This window comes from Arthrobacter sp. NicSoilB11, assembly GCF_019977375.1.
Taxonomy (GTDB): domain Bacteria; phylum Actinomycetota; class Actinomycetes; order Actinomycetales; family Micrococcaceae; genus Arthrobacter.
On the sequence record NZ_AP024657.1, the window covers coordinates 3,449,890 to 3,467,455 of the forward strand.

Annotated in this window: 18 protein-coding genes; 8 read left to right on the forward strand and 10 right to left on the reverse strand. The window is 68.4% G+C overall.

Going from position 1 to position 17,566, the window contains the following annotated elements:
• Positions 1–32 precede the first annotated feature (32 nt).
• Entirely contained in the window at positions 33–1,433 is a 1,401-nt protein-coding gene (locus LDO14_RS16100) for an MBL fold metallo-hydrolase (protein ID WP_223992550.1), read from the forward strand.
• Positions 1,434–1,574: 141 nt separating this feature from the next.
• Positions 1,575–2,852 (forward strand): MFS transporter, encoded by a 1,278-nt coding sequence (locus LDO14_RS16105; protein WP_223992551.1) that lies wholly within the window; start codon positions 1,575–1,577, stop codon positions 2,850–2,852.
• Positions 2,853–2,864: 12 nt separating this feature from the next.
• On the opposite strand, the gene LDO14_RS16110 is transcribed toward LDO14_RS16105, so the two are convergent.
• The 9 genes from LDO14_RS16110 to LDO14_RS16150 all read right to left on the reverse strand — a co-directional run bounded on the left by LDO14_RS16110 (position 2,865) and on the right by LDO14_RS16150 (position 10,826).
• Positions 2,865–3,107, reverse strand: coding sequence for a phosphopantetheine-binding protein (locus LDO14_RS16110; protein WP_056392768.1), 243 nt, complete (start codon positions 3,105–3,107; stop codon positions 2,865–2,867).
• 28 nt (positions 3,108–3,135) lie between these two features.
• On the reverse strand, positions 3,136–4,521 hold the full coding sequence (locus LDO14_RS16115; protein ID WP_223992552.1) for a dihydrolipoamide acetyltransferase family protein: 1,386 nt from the start codon (positions 4,519–4,521) through the stop codon (positions 3,136–3,138).
• Positions 4,514–5,506, reverse strand: a complete 993-nt coding sequence (locus LDO14_RS16120) for an alpha-ketoacid dehydrogenase subunit beta (protein WP_223992553.1) — start codon at positions 5,504–5,506, stop codon at positions 4,514–4,516. Before LDO14_RS16120 ends, LDO14_RS16115 begins: the two co-directional genes overlap by 8 nt.
• Complete coding sequence (gene pdhA / locus LDO14_RS16125; protein WP_223992554.1) at positions 5,503–6,552, reverse strand: pyruvate dehydrogenase (acetyl-transferring) E1 component subunit alpha; 1,050 nt, start codon at positions 6,550–6,552, stop codon at positions 5,503–5,505. The genes LDO14_RS16120 and pdhA overlap by 4 nt, the downstream gene beginning before the upstream one ends.
• On the reverse strand, positions 6,549–8,402 hold the full coding sequence (acsA, locus tag LDO14_RS16130) for an acetate--CoA ligase (protein WP_223995280.1): 1,854 nt from the start codon (positions 8,400–8,402) through the stop codon (positions 6,549–6,551). The genes pdhA and acsA overlap by 4 nt, the downstream gene beginning before the upstream one ends.
• 34 nt (positions 8,403–8,436) lie before the next feature.
• Positions 8,437–8,664 carry an erythromycin esterase family protein gene (locus LDO14_RS16135; RefSeq protein ID WP_263422483.1) on the reverse strand — a complete coding sequence of 76 codons (228 nt, stop codon included), beginning with the start codon at positions 8,662–8,664 and terminating at the stop codon, positions 8,437–8,439.
• A gap of 97 nt (positions 8,665–8,761) precedes the next feature.
• A complete protein-coding gene (locus LDO14_RS16140; protein WP_018768808.1) occupies positions 8,762–10,102 on the reverse strand; it encodes a phosphoribosyltransferase in 1,341 nt (446 codons plus the stop codon).
• Between the two features lie 5 nt (positions 10,103–10,107).
• Positions 10,108–10,455, reverse strand: a complete 348-nt coding sequence (locus LDO14_RS16145) for a CU044_2847 family protein (RefSeq protein ID WP_018768809.1) — start codon at positions 10,453–10,455, stop codon at positions 10,108–10,110.
• 14 nt (positions 10,456–10,469) lie between these two features.
• Positions 10,470–10,826 carry an SPW repeat protein gene (locus LDO14_RS16150; protein WP_144601347.1) on the reverse strand — a complete coding sequence of 119 codons (357 nt, stop codon included), beginning with the start codon at positions 10,824–10,826 and terminating at the stop codon, positions 10,470–10,472.
• 197 nt (positions 10,827–11,023) lie between these two features.
• Here LDO14_RS16150 and LDO14_RS16155 point away from each other — a divergent pair, with 197 nt between their 5' ends.
• The 6 genes from LDO14_RS16155 (at position 11,024) to LDO14_RS16180 (ending at position 16,316) form a co-directional block, all read left to right on the forward strand.
• Positions 11,024–11,380, forward strand: coding sequence for a PadR family transcriptional regulator (locus LDO14_RS16155; protein ID WP_223992555.1), 357 nt, complete (start codon positions 11,024–11,026; stop codon positions 11,378–11,380).
• On the forward strand, positions 11,377–11,742 hold the full coding sequence (locus LDO14_RS16160; protein ID WP_018768812.1) for a DUF1048 domain-containing protein: 366 nt from the start codon (positions 11,377–11,379) through the stop codon (positions 11,740–11,742). The genes LDO14_RS16155 and LDO14_RS16160 overlap by 4 nt, the downstream gene beginning before the upstream one ends.
• Positions 11,743–11,767: 25 nt before the next feature.
• Positions 11,768–12,583 (forward strand): ATP-binding cassette domain-containing protein, encoded by an 816-nt coding sequence (locus LDO14_RS16165; protein ID WP_223992556.1) that lies wholly within the window; start codon positions 11,768–11,770, stop codon positions 12,581–12,583.
• Entirely contained in the window at positions 12,580–13,344 is a 765-nt protein-coding gene (locus tag LDO14_RS16170; protein WP_223992558.1) for an ABC transporter permease, read from the forward strand. Before LDO14_RS16165 ends, LDO14_RS16170 begins: the two co-directional genes overlap by 4 nt.
• 133 nt (positions 13,345–13,477) lie before the next feature.
• On the forward strand, positions 13,478–14,680 hold the full coding sequence (locus LDO14_RS16175; RefSeq protein ID WP_223992560.1) for an alkaline phosphatase family protein: 1,203 nt from the start codon (positions 13,478–13,480) through the stop codon (positions 14,678–14,680).
• Position 14,681: 1 nt separating this feature from the next.
• Complete coding sequence (locus tag LDO14_RS16180) at positions 14,682–16,316, forward strand: alkaline phosphatase family protein (protein ID WP_223992562.1); 1,635 nt, start codon at positions 14,682–14,684, stop codon at positions 16,314–16,316.
• Positions 16,317–16,339: 23 nt separating this feature from the next.
• On the opposite strand, the gene LDO14_RS16185 is transcribed toward LDO14_RS16180, so the two are convergent.
• Positions 16,340–17,485: a glutamate--cysteine ligase gene (locus LDO14_RS16185; protein ID WP_056392750.1), complete on the reverse strand. Its 1,146-nt coding sequence runs from the start codon at positions 17,483–17,485 to the stop codon at positions 16,340–16,342.
• Positions 17,486–17,566: the final 81 nt, after the last annotated feature.

Genomic DNA, 17,566 nt, shown 5'->3' on the forward strand with positions numbered 1-17,566 from the left:
TCCATCCCCTTTCACCCGAAGGAGAGCACCAGATGCTTATCGAACGCATTTACGACGAAGACCTGGCCCAAGCCAGCTACCTGATCGGCTGCCAGGCGAAGGGTGAAGCCATCGTGGTGGACGCCCGCCGCGACATCGCCGTCTACCAGGACCTCGCCGCAAAAAACGGCATGAAGATCGTGGCCGTCACCGAGACCCACATCCACGCCGACTACCTCTCCGGCACCCGCGAACTTGCCGCTGCCACCGGCGCCAGGATCTACGTCTCCGGCGAGGGCGGCCCGGACTGGCAGTACGAATTCGACGGCGAGCGGCTGTACGACGGCGACACCATCACCCTGGGCAACATCACCATCAAGGCGGTCCACACCCCGGGCCACACCCCGGAGCACCTGTCCTTCCTGGTGACCGACGGCGCGTTCAGCAACCAGCCCGGCTACCTGCTCTCAGGCGACTTCGTGTTCTCCGGCGACCTGGGCCGGCCTGACCTGCTGGACGAAGCAGCCGGCGGCGTGGACACCCGCTTCGTGGGCGCCAGGCAGCTCTTCGCCAGCCTGCGCGACAAGTTCCTGACCCTGCCGGATTACGTCCAGGTCCACCCCGCGCACGGCGCGGGCAGCGCCTGCGGCAAGGCCCTCGGCGCCATCCCGTCCTCCACCGTGGGCTACGAACGCCTCTACGCCTGGTGGGGCCCGTACCTCGCCGCCAATGACGAGCAGGGCTTCATCGATGAACTTTTGGACGGCCAGCCCGACGCCCACGCCTACTTCGGCCGCATGAAGCGCGAAAACCGCGTGGGGCCGGCCGTCATAGGCGAACGCGCTCCGCTGAAGGAACTGGACACCGCCGTCGTGGCCAAGGGCCTGGCGGAGGACACGCTGACCTTCATCGACACCCGTTCCAATGACGAAGTCCACCGCGGCACTGTGGCCCGTTCCCTGAACGTCCCGGCCGGGAAGTCCGTGGCCAGCTACGGCGCCTGGGTGGTCAACCCGGAAACGGACAAGAACCCGCTGGTGCTCCTTGCCAAGGACCGGGACCAGGCCCAGGACATGTGGGACCATCTGGTCCGGGTGGGCATCGACAACGTGGCCGGCTACGTCACCGGCATGGACGGCCTGCCCACCTTCACTCCCAAGCTGATCCAGCCGGAGGAACTCGGGAAGTTCGACGCCGCGATGCTCCTGGACGTCCGCAACAAGACCGAGTACAAGGCCGGGCATGTCCCGGGCGCGTACCAGCTCAGCGGCGGCCGCCTCATGTGGCACCTGGATGAACTGCCGGCCGGCGGCACCATCGCGTCCTACTGCCAGTCGGGCGTCCGGAACTCCGTCGCCGCCAGCGCCCTGCGCCGGGCCGGGTACGACGTCGTCGAACTCGATGGCAGCTACGCCGCCTGGAACGCCTGGCAGAACAGCGTCCCCGCCGCCTAGCCACTCCACCCAAGACCACCCGGGCAGGACCCCCCTCGTGCCCGGGTTCAGGTCCGGGCGCGTCCCCCGCGCGTCCGGACCCGGCCCGGGCGTGCCCCCGCACGCCCGGGCCACCTTACGTCCCCACGAACGGAGCACCCCATGCCGGGCAGGACCCTCCCCCGCCATGCCACCGGAACAGCCGGTGCCGTGCTTGGCCTGCGGCAGAACCTGGCGCAGTTCATGCTGCTGGTGGCTGTCAACGCGCTGGTGGGCGGCACCCTGGGCCAGGAACGCACCGTCCTGCCCCTGCTCGCATCCCGGACGTTCCATCTGGACCTGTACACGGGCGCGCTGACCTACATCCTGGCCTTCGGCCTGTCCAAGGCCGCGATGAACTACTTCGCCGGCACGCTCTCGGACAGGTACGGCCGGAAACCCGTCCTCGTGGCGGGCTGGCTGGTGGCAGTGCCCGTACCGCTGATGCTCATCTTCGCCCCGTCGTGGGGCTGGATCGTGGCGGCCAACGTGCTGCTGGGCATCAGCCAGGGCCTCACCTGGTCCACGGCCGTGATCATGAAGATGGACCTCGTCGGCCCCAGGCAGCGTGGCCTGGCCATGGGCTTCAACGAGGCGGCGGGCTACCTGGGCGTCGCCGCCACCGCGCTGGCCACCGGCTACCTGGCAACTGCCTACGGCCTCCGCCCGGCCCCGTTCCTGCTGGGTGCCGCGTTCATTGCCCTGGGACTGGGCCTGACTGTCCTGGCCGTCCGGGAGACCCACCACCATGCCATGGCCGAGGCCTCACAACACGTCGGCGTCCACAGCAACGCCCATGCCGGCCTCTCCACGGGCCAGGTGTTTACCCTCACCAGCTTCAGGGACCGATCCCTTTCGGCAGCCAGCCAGGCCGGCCTGGTCAACAACCTCAACGACGGCCTGGCCTGGGGCCTCTTCCCCGTCCTGTTCGCCGGCGCAGGCCTGGACCTCGGCCAGATCGGCATCCTGGCGGCCGCGTACCCCGCCGCCTGGGGTGCCGCCCAGCTGGCCACCGGCGCCGCGTCGGACCGGTGGGGACGGAAATGGTTCATCGCGGCCGGCATGCTGGTGCAGGCCGTGGCACTGGGAGTGGTCGCATCAGCGCACAGCTTCGGGCCGTGGCTCGCCGCCGCCGTCGTGCTGGGCCTCGGTACCGCCATGGTCTACCCCACCCTGCTGGCCGCCATCGGAGACGTGGCCCACCCGGCCTGGCGGGCCCGCTCCGTGGGGGTCTACCGGCTGTGGCGCGACGGCGGATTCGCCGTCGGTGCCCTCCTCTCGGGAGTCCTCGCCGACTTCTACGGCATCCCCGCCGCGATCGCCGCCGTCGCGATCCTTACCGCAGCCTCCGGCGCCGTGGTTGCCGTCCGGATGCGCGGCAGCGACCACGCTGCGGGATGACAAACCCCAGCTTCATCCGTGCCCTGCCAGGTACGTGACCAGGCCGTCCACGGTGGCCACCGCAGGGTAGTCGGCCTCCGGGATGTCCACTCCCGTGCCCTCCGCGATGACCTCCACCAGGCGGAGGAAATCCAGCGAGTCCAGTTCCAGGTCCTGGCGCAGCCTGGCGCTGCCCTCCAGGTCTTCGGGCCCCACGTCGGGCGCCACTTTGCCGATGGCGGCCTCCACCGCCTGGCGCGCATCCTGTTCGTTCATGGCTCCTCATCCGTCCGGCTCCCGCTGCTCACAACTTTTCCGGCGCCTGAAGCAGTTCGTCGATGCGGGCCAGGAAACGCCCGCCGCGCAGCCCGTCACTGACCCGGTGGTCCGCGGACAGGGTGGCGATGGCGGCGTGCCGGATGCCGAGCATCCCGTTGTGCGCCCACGGCTGCTCCAGCACCTTGCCGAAGCCCACCATGGCCACCTGCGGCGGGTAGATCACCCCGTACACGCTTTCCACGCCGAGGTCCCCGAGGTTGGTCACTGTGATGGTGGGATCGGCCATCTCCGCGCGCTGCAGCCGCCCCGCCCTGGCCCGGCCGACCAGGTCCCGCAGCTGGTCCATCAGCTGGTCCAGGCTGAGGGTGTCCGCGTGGTGCACCGCCGGGGCCACGATCCCGCCGTGCCGCAGGGCAACGGCCACGCCCAGGTGGACGGCACTGCTGGGATGGAACGCGCCCTTGGTGAAGAACCCGTTCATGTCCGGTTCCTCCTTCGCCGCCAGCGCGGTGGCCTTCAGCAGCAGGGCCGACGGCACCAGCCGCGATGACACGGGCCGCTGCTGGTTCGCCGCCTGCATCCACGCCATCGCCGCCGCCAGGTCCAGGGTGGTGGACAGGTAGTAGTGCGGAATTTCCTTCTTGGACCGGGACATCAGCGCGCCGATGGCCTGCCGCAGGGTTTCCGCCTTGCCGCCCGCCGCCGTCGTCCGGTTCCGCCCGGGCTGCTCCTCCTCCGGGGTTCCGCGCGGCGCTTCCACGGTTGGGGCTTCCACCGGTTGGGCTTCCGACGGCGGTGCTGCCGCGGGCTTTTCCGCGCCGGCTTCCTTAGCTGGCCGCCCCCGGGGCGGAACGGCGGCGAGCACGTCCTCCTCGGTGACGGCACCGCCCGGGCCCGTCCCCGTGACCGCGGACAGCTGGACGCCGAGTTCGGCGGCCAGCCGCCGGGCCAGCGGCGACGACCGGATGCGGTGCGCTTCGGGTGCTGGTGCCGGCTCCGGCGCCCTGGTGCCGGACGCCGCTGCGGCGCGTTCGACGTCGGCCCTGGTCACCTCGCCGTCCGTGCCGCTGCCGCTGATGCGTCCGACGTCGACCCCCAGCGTGTGCGCAAGGTGCCGGACCGGAGGTGCTGCCTTTGCCTCGCGGTCCGCGGGCGGGGCTGGCGGGAGTTCGGCGGGCGTGGCGGTGATCCGGGCGATGGGGGTGCCCACGTCCACGGTGTCGCCGATGTCCACCAGGAACTCGGCCAGCACGCCTTCCTGGAACGACTCGATGTCCATCACGGTCTTGTCGGTGTCCACGGCCGCCACCAGGTCACCCTTGTGGATGTAGTCCCCGGGCTTGACCAGCCATTCCACCACCTTGCCGTGTTCCATGTCCGCGCCCAGTGACGGCATCCGGAACTCAGCCACCGGCGCCCACGGCCCTTCGCGCGGCGGCCATGACCCGCTCCACGGACGGCAGCGCGGCCTGCTCCAGGTGCTTGGCGTACGGGACAGGGACCTCCAGGCTGCACACCCGCTCCACCGGCGCGTCCAGGTCGAAGAAGGCCTGCTCGGCGATCCTGGCCGCGATCTCGGCCGAGATGCTGCCGCTGCGCCAACCTTCGTCCACCACCACGGCGCGGTGCGTCTTTTCCACGCTGGCGAGGACGGTGTGCATGTCCAGTGGGCGGAGGGAGCGGAGGTCGATGACGTCGGCGTCGATCCCTTCCCCGGCCAGTTGACCGGCCGCGTCCAGCACCATGGGCAAGGTGCCGCCGTAGGTGATGAGCGTCAGGCCCTGCCCGCCTCCGTTCCCTTGCCGCAGGACCGCCGCCTTGTCGATGTCCACGGCGCCGGCATCGTCGTCGAGCTCGCCGGCCACGTTGTACAGGGAACCGTGCTCGAAGATCAGCACCGGGTCCGGGTCCTGCAGCGCGGTCCAGAGCATACCGCGGGCGTCGGCCAGGGTGGCCGGGGCAAGGATGCGCAGCCCCGGAATGTGGGCATACCAGCCCTCCAGGCTGTGCGAGTGCTGGGCCCCGAGCTGACGGCCGGCGCCGGTGGTCATCCGGATGACGATGGGCACGTTGAACTGGCCGCCGGACATGTGCAGCAGGGTGGCCGCGTTGTTGATGATCTGGTCCAGCGCCAGCAGGCTGAAATTGACGGTCATGATCTCGACGACGGGCCGCATCCCGCCCAGCGCAGACCCGATCCCTGCCCCCACGAAGCCGGACTCGGACAGCGGGGTATCGCGGATCCGTTCAGGCCCGAATTCCTCCAGCAGCCCCAGGCTCACGGCGAAACTGCCGCCGTACCGGCCCACGTCCTCGCCCATGAGGAACACCCGTTCGTCCCGCTGCATGGCCTCGCGCAGCGCGGCACGCATGGCTTCCCGGTAGGTGGTTTTCATCCTTCCGCCCTGCCTTTCCCGGCCCCGTCGCCGGCACTGACATTGCCACTGTCGCTTTCGGCCCGGTCGCTGTACACGAACCGTGCCAGTTCGGACACCGGTTCCGGCGTCCCGTTCTCGGCGAACCCGACGGCGGTGCTGATCTCCGCGTCCACGTCCGCCGTAAGTGCGGCCCAGTCTTTCTCCGGCAGCCGTCCCGCCGCCCGCATGGCACCTTGCAGCAGGCTGATGGGGTCCCGTTCCATCCACTGCGCCACCTCGGCTTTCTCCCGGTACAGCTCCGGATCGAACATGGAGTGGGCGCGGAAGCGGTACGTGCGCAGTTCCAGGAAGTGCGGGCCGCCGCCGGACCGGACGGCGTCCACGGCACGCCTGGCTGCTTCCTCGACCGCGAGCACGTCCATGCCGTCCACGGCCCAGGCGGGGATTTCATACCCGGCGGCCTTGAGCGCGATGTCCGTCTGGGACTCGGAACGGCCCAGCGCGGTTCCCATGGCGTAAAGGTTGTTTTCGCAGCAGAACAGCACCGGCAGCTGCCACAGCGCTGCCAGGTTCATGCTTTCGTGGAACTCGCCTTCGGCCACCGCGCCTTCGCCGAAGAAGCAGACGGTGACCCGCTGGCGCCCGGACATCCGGTCCGCGAGCGCCAGGCCGACGGCAAGCGGCAGGCCCCCTGCCACGATCGCGTTTCCGCCGTAGAAGCGGGTGGCGGCGTCGAACAGGTGCATGGATCCGCCGCGCCCGCGGCAGCATCCCTCGGCGTGGCCGTACATTTCGGCCAGGATGGCTCCGGCGGAGACGCCCCGCAGGAGGGCGTGCCCGTGTTCCCGGTAGGTGGCCACCACGGCATCCTCGGGTGCCAGGGTTTCCATCACCCCGGCCGCCACGGCTTCCTCGCCGATGTAGACGTGCAGGAAGCCGCGGATCTTGGCGGCGCTGTACAGCTCGATGCATTTTTCCTCGAGCCGGCGCACCCGCAGCATCTGCCGCAGCAGGTGGAGGGCATGCTCCGCGTCCGGGACGGCCTGGTTCTTGAGGGTACTCACGGCTGGTCCTTCAGTGTCATGGCCGGTCCTGCCGGTGATTCCAGTGTTGAGGTGTCGCCTTCGGGCAGCCCCAGCTCGCGGGATTTGAGGAGCCGCCGCAGGATCTTGCCGCTGCGGGTCTTGGGCAGGGTGGCGGTGAAGTCGAGCAGCCGGGGTGCCACGGCGGCTCCCAGCCGTTTCCGCGCGAACCCGATGATGTCCAGCTGCAGCTCCTCCGTGGGCTCGTTGCCAGGCTTGAGCTCCACGAAGGCCTTGACCACTTCGCCGGCCACGGGGTCCGGCACGCCGATCACGCCCGCTTCGGCGACGGCCGGGTGCTCCATCAGGCAGCTTTCCACTTCGAAGGGCCCGATCAGGTGGCCGGAGGACTTGATCACGTCGTCGCCGCGGCCCACGAACCAGAAGTAGCCGTCGCCGTCGCGCTTTGCCAGGTCCCCGGTGAGGTACCAGCCGCCGGCGAAGCACCGCCGGTACCGTTCCTCCTCGTTGAGGTAGCCGCGGAACATGGACGGCCAGCCGGGCCGCAGCGCCAGCTCCCCCATGGCGTCCGGCTCGGTGACCAGGACCGCCTTGCCTTCCCGGAGCACGGGCTTGCCGTCGGCGTCCCGGGCCACCAGGGCGGCCTCGATGCCGGGCAGTGGCCGGCCCATGGAGCCCGGACGGATGTCCATGGCGGGGTAGTTGGCGATCATGATCCCGCCCGTTTCGGTCTGCCACCAGTTGTCGTGCACCGGCAGGCCCAGCACGTCCTGGCCCCACACCACTGCCTCCGGGTTCAGCGGCTCCCCCACGCTGGCGATGAAGCGCAGCGCGGAGAGGTCATGGCCGGCGGCTCGTTCCGCGCCTGCCTTCATGAGCATCCGCAGGGCCGTGGGGGCGGTGTACCAGACGGTGACGCGCTGCTCCGCGAGGATGCGGTACCAGCGGTCGGCGTCCAGCTCCTCCTCGTCCACGATGGCGGTGACCCCGTGCACCAGCGGCGCGATGATGCCGTAGGACGTGCCGGTCACCCAGCCGGGATCGGCGGTACACCAGTAGATGTCATCGGGGTGCAGGTCCAGCGCGTAGAGGCCGGTGGCATAGTGGGCCGCGACGGCGCCATGGACATGGATGGCACCCTTGGGCGTGCCCGTGGTGCCGCTGGTGAAATGCAGCAGGGCCATGTCCTCCGGCTGGGTGTCCGCGATCGCGTCGATTGGGTCAGCCCCAGCCAGGAGCCGGGCCAGGTCCAGGGTTCCCGGTTCGGGGCTGCCGTCCGCGTCCACCAGCAGGACGTGGCGGAGTTCGGGAAGGGTGTCCCGGAGCGGCGCAACCTTTTTGCGGTAGAGCGTTTTGGTGGTCACCAGTACCCGGCCGGCCCCCAGGTGCAGCCGCTGCCGGACAGGCTCGGGGCCAAAGGCGGAAAAGAGCGGGCAGAAGACGCTGCCGTTCTTGAAGGTGCCCAGCACGGCCACGTACAGCCCGGGGCTGCGGCCCAGGAGCGAGAAGACCCGCTCGCCCCGCCCCACCCCAAGGCTTCGAAGTACGGCGGCGAACCTGTTGGTCTGGTCCGCAAGGTCGCCGTAGCTCATGGACCGGGTGCCGCCGTCGGCCTGCACAAAGCGCAGGGCTTCCTTGCCGCCGCGGCCTTCCGCCACGTGGCGGTCAACGGCTTCGTAGGCAATGTTGAGGCCGCGGCCGCCGGGCAGCCCAGCCAGCGCCTGCCGTGCCTGGTCCCAGCTGAAGTCCCGCCGGGCGGCATCATAATCGGCCAAATTGGGCTGGACCGGGAAGGCTGCCACGTCCTTGGTGATGGCAGGCCAGCGCGTGGACCCCTCGATTCCGGTGGCCATGGTGCTCCTCTGGTCCATCATGTTCCTTTGTTATGGGTGGAACCGCTGTGGGCTAGAACCCCGAGGGCCCGGTTTCGAGCTCCGGTTCGCCGGGCTGGTACTCGTGGTGCAGCGGCCGCAGGGCCTCGGTCCGCGGATGCAAGAACAGCGCGTCGTAACGGTCGCCCATCCGGGTAGGCACATAGTTGCCCCTCTCCCGGCGTGGGTTGTACACCACGCCGATGGCCCGGTGCCCGCGCCAGGACGTCAGCCACCGCCCGGCCCGTTCCGGACCGAACACCAGCACCGACGGTTCGCCCAGCGCCTCGTGGAGGAGGTCCTCGTGGCTCCCGCCGCCCGTTCCCCGCCGTGTTCATCCCGGTTGCCCTGGGCCGCCGTCATTCCCTGGCCTCCGGCCGGGCACGCCCCACCGGGGACGGCAGGAGGTACTGCCGGAACCAGTCCGCGGCCAGGGTGGCCGCCATGGCCAGGGTGCCCGGTTCCTCGAACAGGTGGGTGGCCCCGGGAACGATCTCCAGCCGCGTGGGGGCATGCATCTGGGCCATGGCCTGGCGGTTGAGGGCCAGCACCTGGGTGTCCGCCCCGCCCACGATCAGCAGGGTGGGGGCCTTCACGGCGGGAAGCCGCGGCCCGGCAAGGTCCGGCCGGCCGCCCCTGGAGACGACGGCCTCAACCTGGGCGCCGGGCTCGGCTGCAGCCCACAGAGCGGCGCCGGCCCCGGTGCTTGCGCCGAAGTAGCCGATCCGGCCGGCGGATCCGTCGTGGCGCGCTTCCAGCCAATGGGTGGCGGAGGAGAGGCGCTGGGCCAGCAGGGCGATATCGAACACGTTGGCCCGGTTGACTTCCTCCTGGGGTGTGAGCAGGTCAAGGAGCAGGGTGCCAAGGCCGGCCCCATGCAGGACGGAGGCCACGAAGCGGTTGCGCGGGCTGTGCCGGCTGCTGCCGCTGCCGTGGGCAAAGAGGACCGTGCCGTCACACCTGGCGGGCAGGTAGAGGCTGCCCCGCAGTGTCACCGTTCCCGCCGGAATCTCAACATTCTCTTCCAGGCTCCCGTCTTCCCCTTCCTCGGCGCGGTGGCGGGGCGGGGACGCGGCGGCGTCGAGCAGCTGCACCACCTCGCCATCCTCCGTGGGCGAGAAGTCGTGGTAGTAGTAGCCCACGGCCTGGAAGTTTTGGGGTGAAAGCAGGCAGACGACGTCGTCCGGTTCCTTGAGCTCCACGACGGCGCGGGCAGGGGCAACAGGAACGGCAAGGATGACTCTTGCCGCACCGAGTTGCCGGGCCACTTGGCAGGCCGCCCTGGCGGTGGAGCCGGTGGCGATGCCGTCATCCACGATGATGGCCGTGCGGCCGGTGAGGTCGATGCGCCGGCGCCCCTGGCGGAACCTCGCCACCCTGCTTTCCAGCAGGGCGCGTTCATGGCGTTCAACCTGCTGCAGGTCCTCCTGGGTCACCCGGGCCATGGAAATGGTGCGCGGATCCAGGACCCGGACATTGCCCTCCCCGATGGCTCCCATGGCCACCTCGGGCTGGAACGGAACCCCCAGTTTCCGCACCACGATCACATCCAGCGGCGCGTCCAGGGCCTTGGCTACCTCGAACGCCACCGGGACGCCGCCCCGGGGCAGTCCCAGCACCACAACGTCCTTTCCGCGCAGGGGGGCGAGCCGTTTACCCAGCCGCCGCCCGGCGTCGGACCTGTCATGAAACGCAACCATAGCCATCACCCGTTATGCGTGATTTCTTCCCCGGGCAGGGCTCCAGCCGCCGGGCTCCAGGACATTCGAAGGACAAAATGGGCGTCGGAACTGCTCTTTGCAATCACCGCCCCTGCGTCCCCCGCGAGCTTCACCCCGAACTCGATCTCTATTTGTTCGGGGGTGAGTTCCGCCATGGCCTCCAGTGCTGCGCGGGCGGCCGGGCGGACGCTGGCAAGAGCGTCTTCCAGCCGCCTGCCTGTGTCCAGGATCCCCTGTTCATTGCGGGCAGGATGGTCCACGCCGTAGCTGTCGTCCGCAGTCTCAACCAGCACTGTTCCGGAGCCCACTTCGTAACGCAGCACTTCAGTCATGGCGGATGCCTCCGCTAATGCGAGATGCGGAGATTGTGATGGGCTTCCGTGCTGGGCTTAATGGCCACCGCGGTGACCACCAGCGCTACTGCCCCGGCGATCCACGATGTCCAGGCTGCCCCCGTCGCGCCCGTGTAGGACCCCACCCACGGCGAGAGGACCAGCGCAGCGGCCAGCACGGCCTGTGCCCATTCCATCGCCGGCATTCCCGGCATGGCCAGGTTGATGACGCCGCTGACCACCAGGAGCCCGCCGAAGAGGAGCATGAGCGTGGTGGACATGCTTTGCTGCCGCGTCCACAGGACCGCAATAGCGGTGAAGAGACCGGCGGCGACTGTTACGTAGTCCTGCCACCGATACCACTTTTTCACTGAACTTTCCTTTCTGTTGCGGGCGGCACGCCCTGTGCGTGTCCGCCCCGCAGGCCCCAGCTTCCCGCGGTTTAAGTCAACGCCCGGCAACAGCGGGGTGCTAGGGCAGAAAGACCTACGAGGCCCTTGCACTCCTGGTACTCAGTGATACTATCTACTGGTAGTCAGCATCACTAAGTAGTAAAGAGGAGCCCCCAATGGGCAAGCAAATGACCGAGATGCTCAAGGGCACCCTGGAGGGCATCGTCCTTGCCATCCTCGCCGCGCAGCCCGCCTACGGGTACGAAATAACGGCCCGGCTGCGGGAGGAGGGCTTCGCCGACATTGTCGAGGGCACGGTGTACGCGCTGCTGGTCCGCTTAGAACAGCGCGGCCTCGTGGACGTCGCAAAGGTCCCATCCGAAAAGGGGCCACCCCGCAAGGTCTACACACTGAACACGGCAGGCAGCGCCTACCTGGACGAGTTCTGGAGCACCTGGAGCTTCATCGCCGAACGGATAGAGCACCTTCACCACAACAAGAACCAGCCACAGGAAAAAGGAGAACAACCATGACGCAGGGATGGATCGAGAAAGTCACCGGCCCGTTCGACGACAAGAAGCGCTGGCGCCAGTACAAGGCGCGCAAAGAGCAGCTGCCCGGCAGCTACCGCACCACCATTGACGCCCTTGAGCGCTATTTCACCTATGCCGGGGCCATCGTCAAGGGCGACGTCCTCATGCAAATGCTCGAAGACCTGGCGGACCTGGTGGAAGGGGCCGCCGCTGACGGTACGGCCATTCGGGACATCGTGGGGGATGATCCGGTGGAGTTCGCGGAAACCTTCATCAGCAACTACTCCGACGGCCAGTGGATCAACAAGGAGCGGCAGCGCCTGACGGACTCCATCAACCGGGCCGCCGCCGACGGCGCCTGACCACCGCCAAGGGAAAGGACCGGCCATGACCCATGACCAGGCCCCGGCACCCGCCATCCGGGTACAGGGCATCGAAAAGTCGTTCAAGGGCCTGCGCGTTCTGCGGGGCGTCCACTTCGACGTGGCGCCGGGAAGCATTTTCGCGCTCCTGGGCTCCAACGGCGCCGGCAAGACCACGCTGGTGCGCATCCTGTCCACGCTGCTGCGGGCGGATGCGGGCACCGCCATGGTGAACGGGTACGACGCCGGCGCGGAGCCGGAGGGCGTGCGCGGCTCCATCAGCCTCACAGGCCAGTTCGCCGCGGTGGACGACGTGCTGACCGGCCGGGAGAACCTGGTGCTGATGGCAAGGCTGCGGCACCTGCGGAGCCCTGGGGAGATTGCCGGCCAGCTCCTTGCCAGGTTTTCCCTCACCGAGGCCGGGAACCGCAGGGTGTCCACCTACTCCGGCGGGATGCGCCGGAGACTGGACATCGCCATGAGCCTGGTTGGCAGCCCGCCGGTCATCATCCTGGACGAGCCCACCACCGGCCTGGACCCGCAGGCCCGCCTTGACGTCTGGCAGACCGTGCGCCAACTTGCTGCCCGCGGAACCACGGTGCTGCTCACCACGCAGTACCTCGAGGAGGCCGAACACCTGGCCGACCGGATAGCCATCCTGCACCAGGGCACCATCATCAGGAACGGAACCCTGGCCGAACTCAAGCGGCTGCTTCCGGCCGCCACGGTGGAATACGTCGAGAAGCAGCCCTCGCTGGAGGACGTCTTCCTCGCCCTCGTCGGGGACCCGACCAAGGACGGCTCCGAAAGCACCACCGGCGCACGAAAGGAACTGCCATGACCACCCATGTCCTTAGCGACACACGGGTCCTGGCCGGACGCTCGCTCCGCCATATCCTGCGCAGCCCGGACACCATCATCACCACCGCCGTCACACCGGTGGCCATGATGCTGTTGTTCGTCTACGTGTTCGGCGGTGCGATCAACACCGGCTCCGGCGGCCCGTACGTCAACTACCTGCTCCCCGGGATCCTGCTCATCACCATCTCGTCCGGCGTCGCCTACACCGCCTACCGGTTGTTCCTGGACCTGCAGGGCGGCATATTCGAACGGTTCACCTCCATGCCGGTGGCCAGGGGCAGCGTCCTGTGGGCCCACGTGCTCACGTCACTGGCCGCCAACTTCGGGGCACTGGCCGCCGTGGTGGGCGTTGCCCTGCTGATGGGATTCCGCAGCGGAGCCTCCGTGGCCGCCTGGCTCGCCGTCGTCGGAATCCTCGCCCTCTTCACGCTGGCACTTACCTGGATCGCCGTGATCGCCGGGCTGCTGGCGAAAACCGTGGACGGGGCCAGCGGTTTCAGCTACCCGCTGATTTTCCTGCCGTTCATCAGCTCCGCTTTTGTTCCCACCGGTTCCATGCCCGGCCCTGTGGCCTGGTTCGCCGAGAACCAGCCGGTGACGTCCATCGTCGATGCCATCCGTGCCCTGCTGGCGCAGGAGGCCGTGGGCAGCGGCATTTGGACGGCCCTGGCCTGGCTGGCGGGACTTCTCGTGGCAGCCAGCGCAGTCGCCGCCGCCGTGTACCGCCGAAAGTTCACCTGAACCCGGCACCGGCGGCAACCCGGAACCTGATTCACTGCCAACTCACAGCGATTGCCCCTGCACAACTCGGCATCTGTATGCAAGAGTGGCGTCAACGCTGGGGCGCTGTAGAGACCGACGACAGGGGCCGCGTGTGTACCGAATATCAGCCCGCTCAACCGCTGTTCGGCGGCGGCCCTCACCCGCGCTGCTGCCACTGCTGGCCCTGCTGCTGTCCGGGCTCGTGGCCTGCCAGGGTCCAGCACCGGCATCGCCTCCCGATTCCCAAAGCGCCACGCCATCCGAAAGCCCCGAGGCGGAACCAACACCCACAGAGACCCCAGGCACCGCCGTCGATCCGCAGGGCACCCCCACGGCCGCCGGAGCCCCCGGGCACGTATTCGTGATCAACCTGGAGAACAAGAGCTACGACTCCGTGTGGGGTGGCAACTCCGCCGCGCCTTACCTGTCCGGCACCCTCCGGAAGAAGGGCGTGCTGCTGCAGAACTACTACGGCATCGCCCACAACTCGCTGCCCAACTACCTGGCCCAGATTTCCGGCCAGCGGCCCAACGACAATACGGAGCAGGACTGCCGCACCTACACGGAGTTCAACACCACGGGCAGCGATGGGGACGGCACCCTGCAGGGCAACGGCTGCCTCTACCCGGACCAGGCACAGACCATCGCCGGGCAGCTGAGCGCGCATGGCAAGACGTGGAAGGGGTACATGGAGGACATGCAGCAGCCCTGTGCGCACCCGGTCCCCGGCGAACCCGACAACCACATCCGGGCGACCGCCGATGAGATGTACTCCACGCACCACAACCCCTTCGTCTACTTCCACGCCATCACGTCGTCCCCGGACTGCGTGAAGAACGTGGTGAACTTTTCGGCGCTGGCAAACGACCTGAAATCCGCAGCCACCACGCCGAACCTTGCCTACATCACGCCCAACCTCTGCCACGACGGGCATGACGAATCCTGCGCCGACGGCACCCGCGGCGGACTGCGGGCCGTGGACTCGTGGCTTAAGGCCCATGTGCCGGCCATCCTGTCCTCCCCCGCATACAAGCAGGACGGCGTGCTGGTCATCACCTTCGACGAGGCCGAGGGCGACACGGCCGGGCCGTCCGCCGGAGACGCCGGGAGCCCCGGAGGCGGTGCAGCCGGCGGCAAGGTGGGTGCCCTGGTGCTGTCCCCGTTCAGCCCGGCAGGGGCCACATCGGACCAGCCGTACAACCACTACAGCCTGCTGGCCACCATGGAGGACATCTTCCACCTGCCGCGGCTCGGGATGGCCGGCGACCCCGGCGTGCAGGCCTTTGGCGGCGATGTCTTCCGGCAGGCTTCCTAAGATGGGCTTCCCGGGGCAGGGACGACGGCCCGGTGTCCCGGCCGCCGCCTTGACCGTGGCGGCCCTGGTGCTGCTCGCCGTCGTGGTTCCCGTTGCCCTGCGCACCGGGACCTCGTCCGGGACCAACGGAGGGATCTCCAAGATCAAGCACGTGGTGATCATTACCCAGGAGAACAGATCCTTCGACAGCTACTTCGGCACCTACCCGGGTGCCGACGGCATTCCCATGCAGGACGGCAAGCCTGCCGTTTGCCTGCCGGACCCGGCGCGCGGAGGTTGCGTTGCGCCGTTCTATGATTCATCAGACAGCAACGACGGCGGCCCGCACAGTCCTGCCGACGCGGCGGCAGACATCAACAACGGTGCCATGGACGGGTTCGTGACCCAGGCGGAAAAGGGCATTGCCCATTGCGAGGCGACTGCCACCGACTGCACGTACAAGACCAGGCGCACCGACGTGATGGGCTACCACGACCGAAAACAGCTGCCGACCTACTGGACATACGCCGACAATTTCGTGCTTCAGGACCACATGTTCACCTCCGCCGCAGCCGGAAGCCTGCAGGCCCACCTCTACATGGTGTCCGAGTGGTCAGCCAAGTGCACGAAGCCCGGGGAGCCGTCGTCGTGCGTGGATGCACTGGATGGCCTGGACAATGAACCTGAAAAGGCGGAGTTCGATGACAGCCTGATCGGCGAATGCCAGGCAGACCAGGACCTGCAGACCTGCCGCGACGCCCTCGGGGAGGCAGGCAGTGGCCCCGACCTTGCCGTCCAAACCCAGCAGCTGGCAACGGCCAGCTGCAAACGCACCGATTCCTACGCCACCTGCAAGGCCGCCGTCGACGCAGCACCATTCCCGGCCGCGCTGAAGGAGAAGCTGGCAGCAGCAGCCAAGAACCTGAAACAGCCCAATTACGCCTGGACCGACCTGACCTACCTGCTCCACAAACACAATGTGCCGTGGGCCTACTACGTCTTCAGCGGCACCGAGCCGGACTGCCGCAACGATGCCGCCACGTGCGCCCCCGTTGAGCAGGATGCCGAAACGCCGGGGCGGTGGAATCCGCTGCCGTACTTCGACACGGTCAAGGAGGACGGCGAGCAAGGCAACATCAAACCGCTTGCCGGTTTCTACGACGACGCCAGGCAGGGCAGGCTGCCGGCCGTCAGTTGGGTGGCACCCAGCGACGAGGTCAGCGAACATCCCCCGGCCAAGGTCAGCACCGGCCAGCAGTATGTTGCCGGGCTGGTCAACGCGATCATGAGCGGCCCGGACTGGGACAGCACCGCCATCTTCCTGAACTGGGACGACTGGGGCGGGTTCTATGACCATGTCCAGCCACCTGCGGTGGACAACAGCGGCTACGGCCTGCGCGTCCCCGCCATGGTCATCAGCCCCTACGCGAAGAAGGGCTACATCGACCATCAGATCCTCAGCCAGGACGCCTACTTCAAATTCATCGAGGACGATTTCCTGGGCGGCGAAAGGATCGACCCCGCCACCGACGGCCGGCCCGACAACCGCCCCGGGGTCCGGGAGAACAACCCGCAACTGGGCGATCTGGCCAACGCCTTCGACTTCAATCAGACACCGCTGCCGCCATTGATCCTGCCCAACGCCACCACCTACTGACGCCTGCGTCCAGGACGCGGCTCCTAGGAGGAGCCGGCAGTGCAGTCAGCGGCATCCTGTACTACCTGCTCCAGGTCGCCGGTGCGGTGCAGCACCTCCATCTGCCGCACGGCGCCGGTGCCGGTGTTGAGTACCGCGTCCACCAGGGCCTCCACCCGGGGCAGGTCATCCATGTCTTCCAGCGCCCCACGGATGTGGTTCAGCAGGGAATTCACGACGGCGAGCGCGGACGCCGGGCGGTGCGTGTGCGGGTCCAGCAGTTCTCCCCGCAGCCCCCACCGGCTTGCTTTCCAGGCGGCCAGCCGAAGCAGCGCCGAGGGCGCCGACACCGGCTCGATGCCCTCGCGCCATTCCCGCGCGGACGTTTCCACCAGGCCCCTGGCAATTCCCGCCAGCATGACGGTGTTCTCCGGCCGCAGGCACACGTCGGCCACGCGGATCTCTACTGTGGGGTAGTGCCGCGAGAGGCGGGCATCGAAGTAGACCATGCCCTCGTCCAGGGCGACGCCGGTGCTCACCATGTCGTGCACCAGCTGGTGGTAGGCGTCCGGGGTCCCCAGGATGTCCAGCGGACCGGCCGAGGGCCAGCGGTTCCAGACCTGGGAGCGGTAGCTGGCGTAGCCGCTGTCCTGGCCGTGCCAGAACGGTGAGTTGGCGCTGAGCGCGATAAGCACCGGCAGCCAGATACGCATCCGGTCCAGCACGGCCACGGCTTCCTCCGGCGACTCCACCGAAACGTGGATGTGACACCCGCAGGTGAGCTGTTCCCTGGCGGTCAGCCCGTATTCCTCCGTCATTGCCCTGAATCTCCGGAGCTGTACGGGATGCGGGTCGGCCGGGAGCGGCGAGGTGCCCAACGCGGCCACCCTGACGCCGATGTCCCCTGCCGCCTGCCGGGCGATACCCCGCCCGGCAATGATGTCCTGTTCCAGCCGTGCCAGGGTGGCGTGGGGCGGGGTGACCACCTCGATCATTTCCTGCTGGAACTCAGCGGCCAGGACGGGCCCGGCTCCGGCCTGCAGGGGGCGGACGTACAGGTTCAGGAGTGCTCCGGCCATCGGCACGGCTTCCCCGTTTGCGGGGTCCACCAGGAGCAGCTCCTCCTCGACGCCGAACGTTCGCCTGCCTGCGCCCGCGCCTCCATTGCCGTCATTGCCGTAGGTGTCCATCGCCGTCGTCCTCCTCCCGTTGCCTGCTCTTGGAGCGCCCAGGCCTGGATCCTGCTTTTCAGGACTAGTAAGTAAACTTAT

Coding starts and splice junctions, on each gene's coding strand:
- LDO14_RS16100 (WP_223992550.1), top strand. CDS start 33: ATGCTTATCGAACGCATTTACGACGAAGACCTGGCCCAAGCCAGCTAC.
- LDO14_RS16105 (WP_223992551.1), top strand. CDS start 1,575: ATGCCGGGCAGGACCCTCCCCCGCCATGCCACCGGAACAGCCGGTGCC.
- LDO14_RS16110 (WP_056392768.1), bottom strand. CDS start 3,107: ATGAACGAACAGGATGCGCGCCAGGCGGTGGAGGCCGCCATCGGCAAA.
- LDO14_RS16120 (WP_223992553.1), bottom strand. CDS start 5,506: ATGAAAACCACCTACCGGGAAGCCATGCGTGCCGCGCTGCGCGAGGCC.
- acsA (WP_223995280.1), bottom strand. CDS start 8,402: ATGGACCAGAGGAGCACCATGGCCACCGGAATCGAGGGGTCCACGCGC.
- LDO14_RS16140 (WP_018768808.1), bottom strand. CDS start 10,102: ATGGTTGCGTTTCATGACAGGTCCGACGCCGGGCGGCGGCTGGGTAAA.
- LDO14_RS16145 (WP_018768809.1), bottom strand. CDS start 10,455: ATGACTGAAGTGCTGCGTTACGAAGTGGGCTCCGGAACAGTGCTGGTT.
- LDO14_RS16155 (WP_223992555.1), top strand. CDS start 11,024: ATGGGCAAGCAAATGACCGAGATGCTCAAGGGCACCCTGGAGGGCATC.
- LDO14_RS16160 (WP_018768812.1), top strand. CDS start 11,377: ATGACGCAGGGATGGATCGAGAAAGTCACCGGCCCGTTCGACGACAAG.
- LDO14_RS16165 (WP_223992556.1), top strand. CDS start 11,768: ATGACCCATGACCAGGCCCCGGCACCCGCCATCCGGGTACAGGGCATC.
- LDO14_RS16170 (WP_223992558.1), top strand. CDS start 12,580: ATGACCACCCATGTCCTTAGCGACACACGGGTCCTGGCCGGACGCTCG.
- LDO14_RS16180 (WP_223992562.1), top strand. CDS start 14,682: ATGGGCTTCCCGGGGCAGGGACGACGGCCCGGTGTCCCGGCCGCCGCC.
- LDO14_RS16185 (WP_056392750.1), bottom strand. CDS start 17,485: ATGGACACCTACGGCAATGACGGCAATGGAGGCGCGGGCGCAGGCAGG.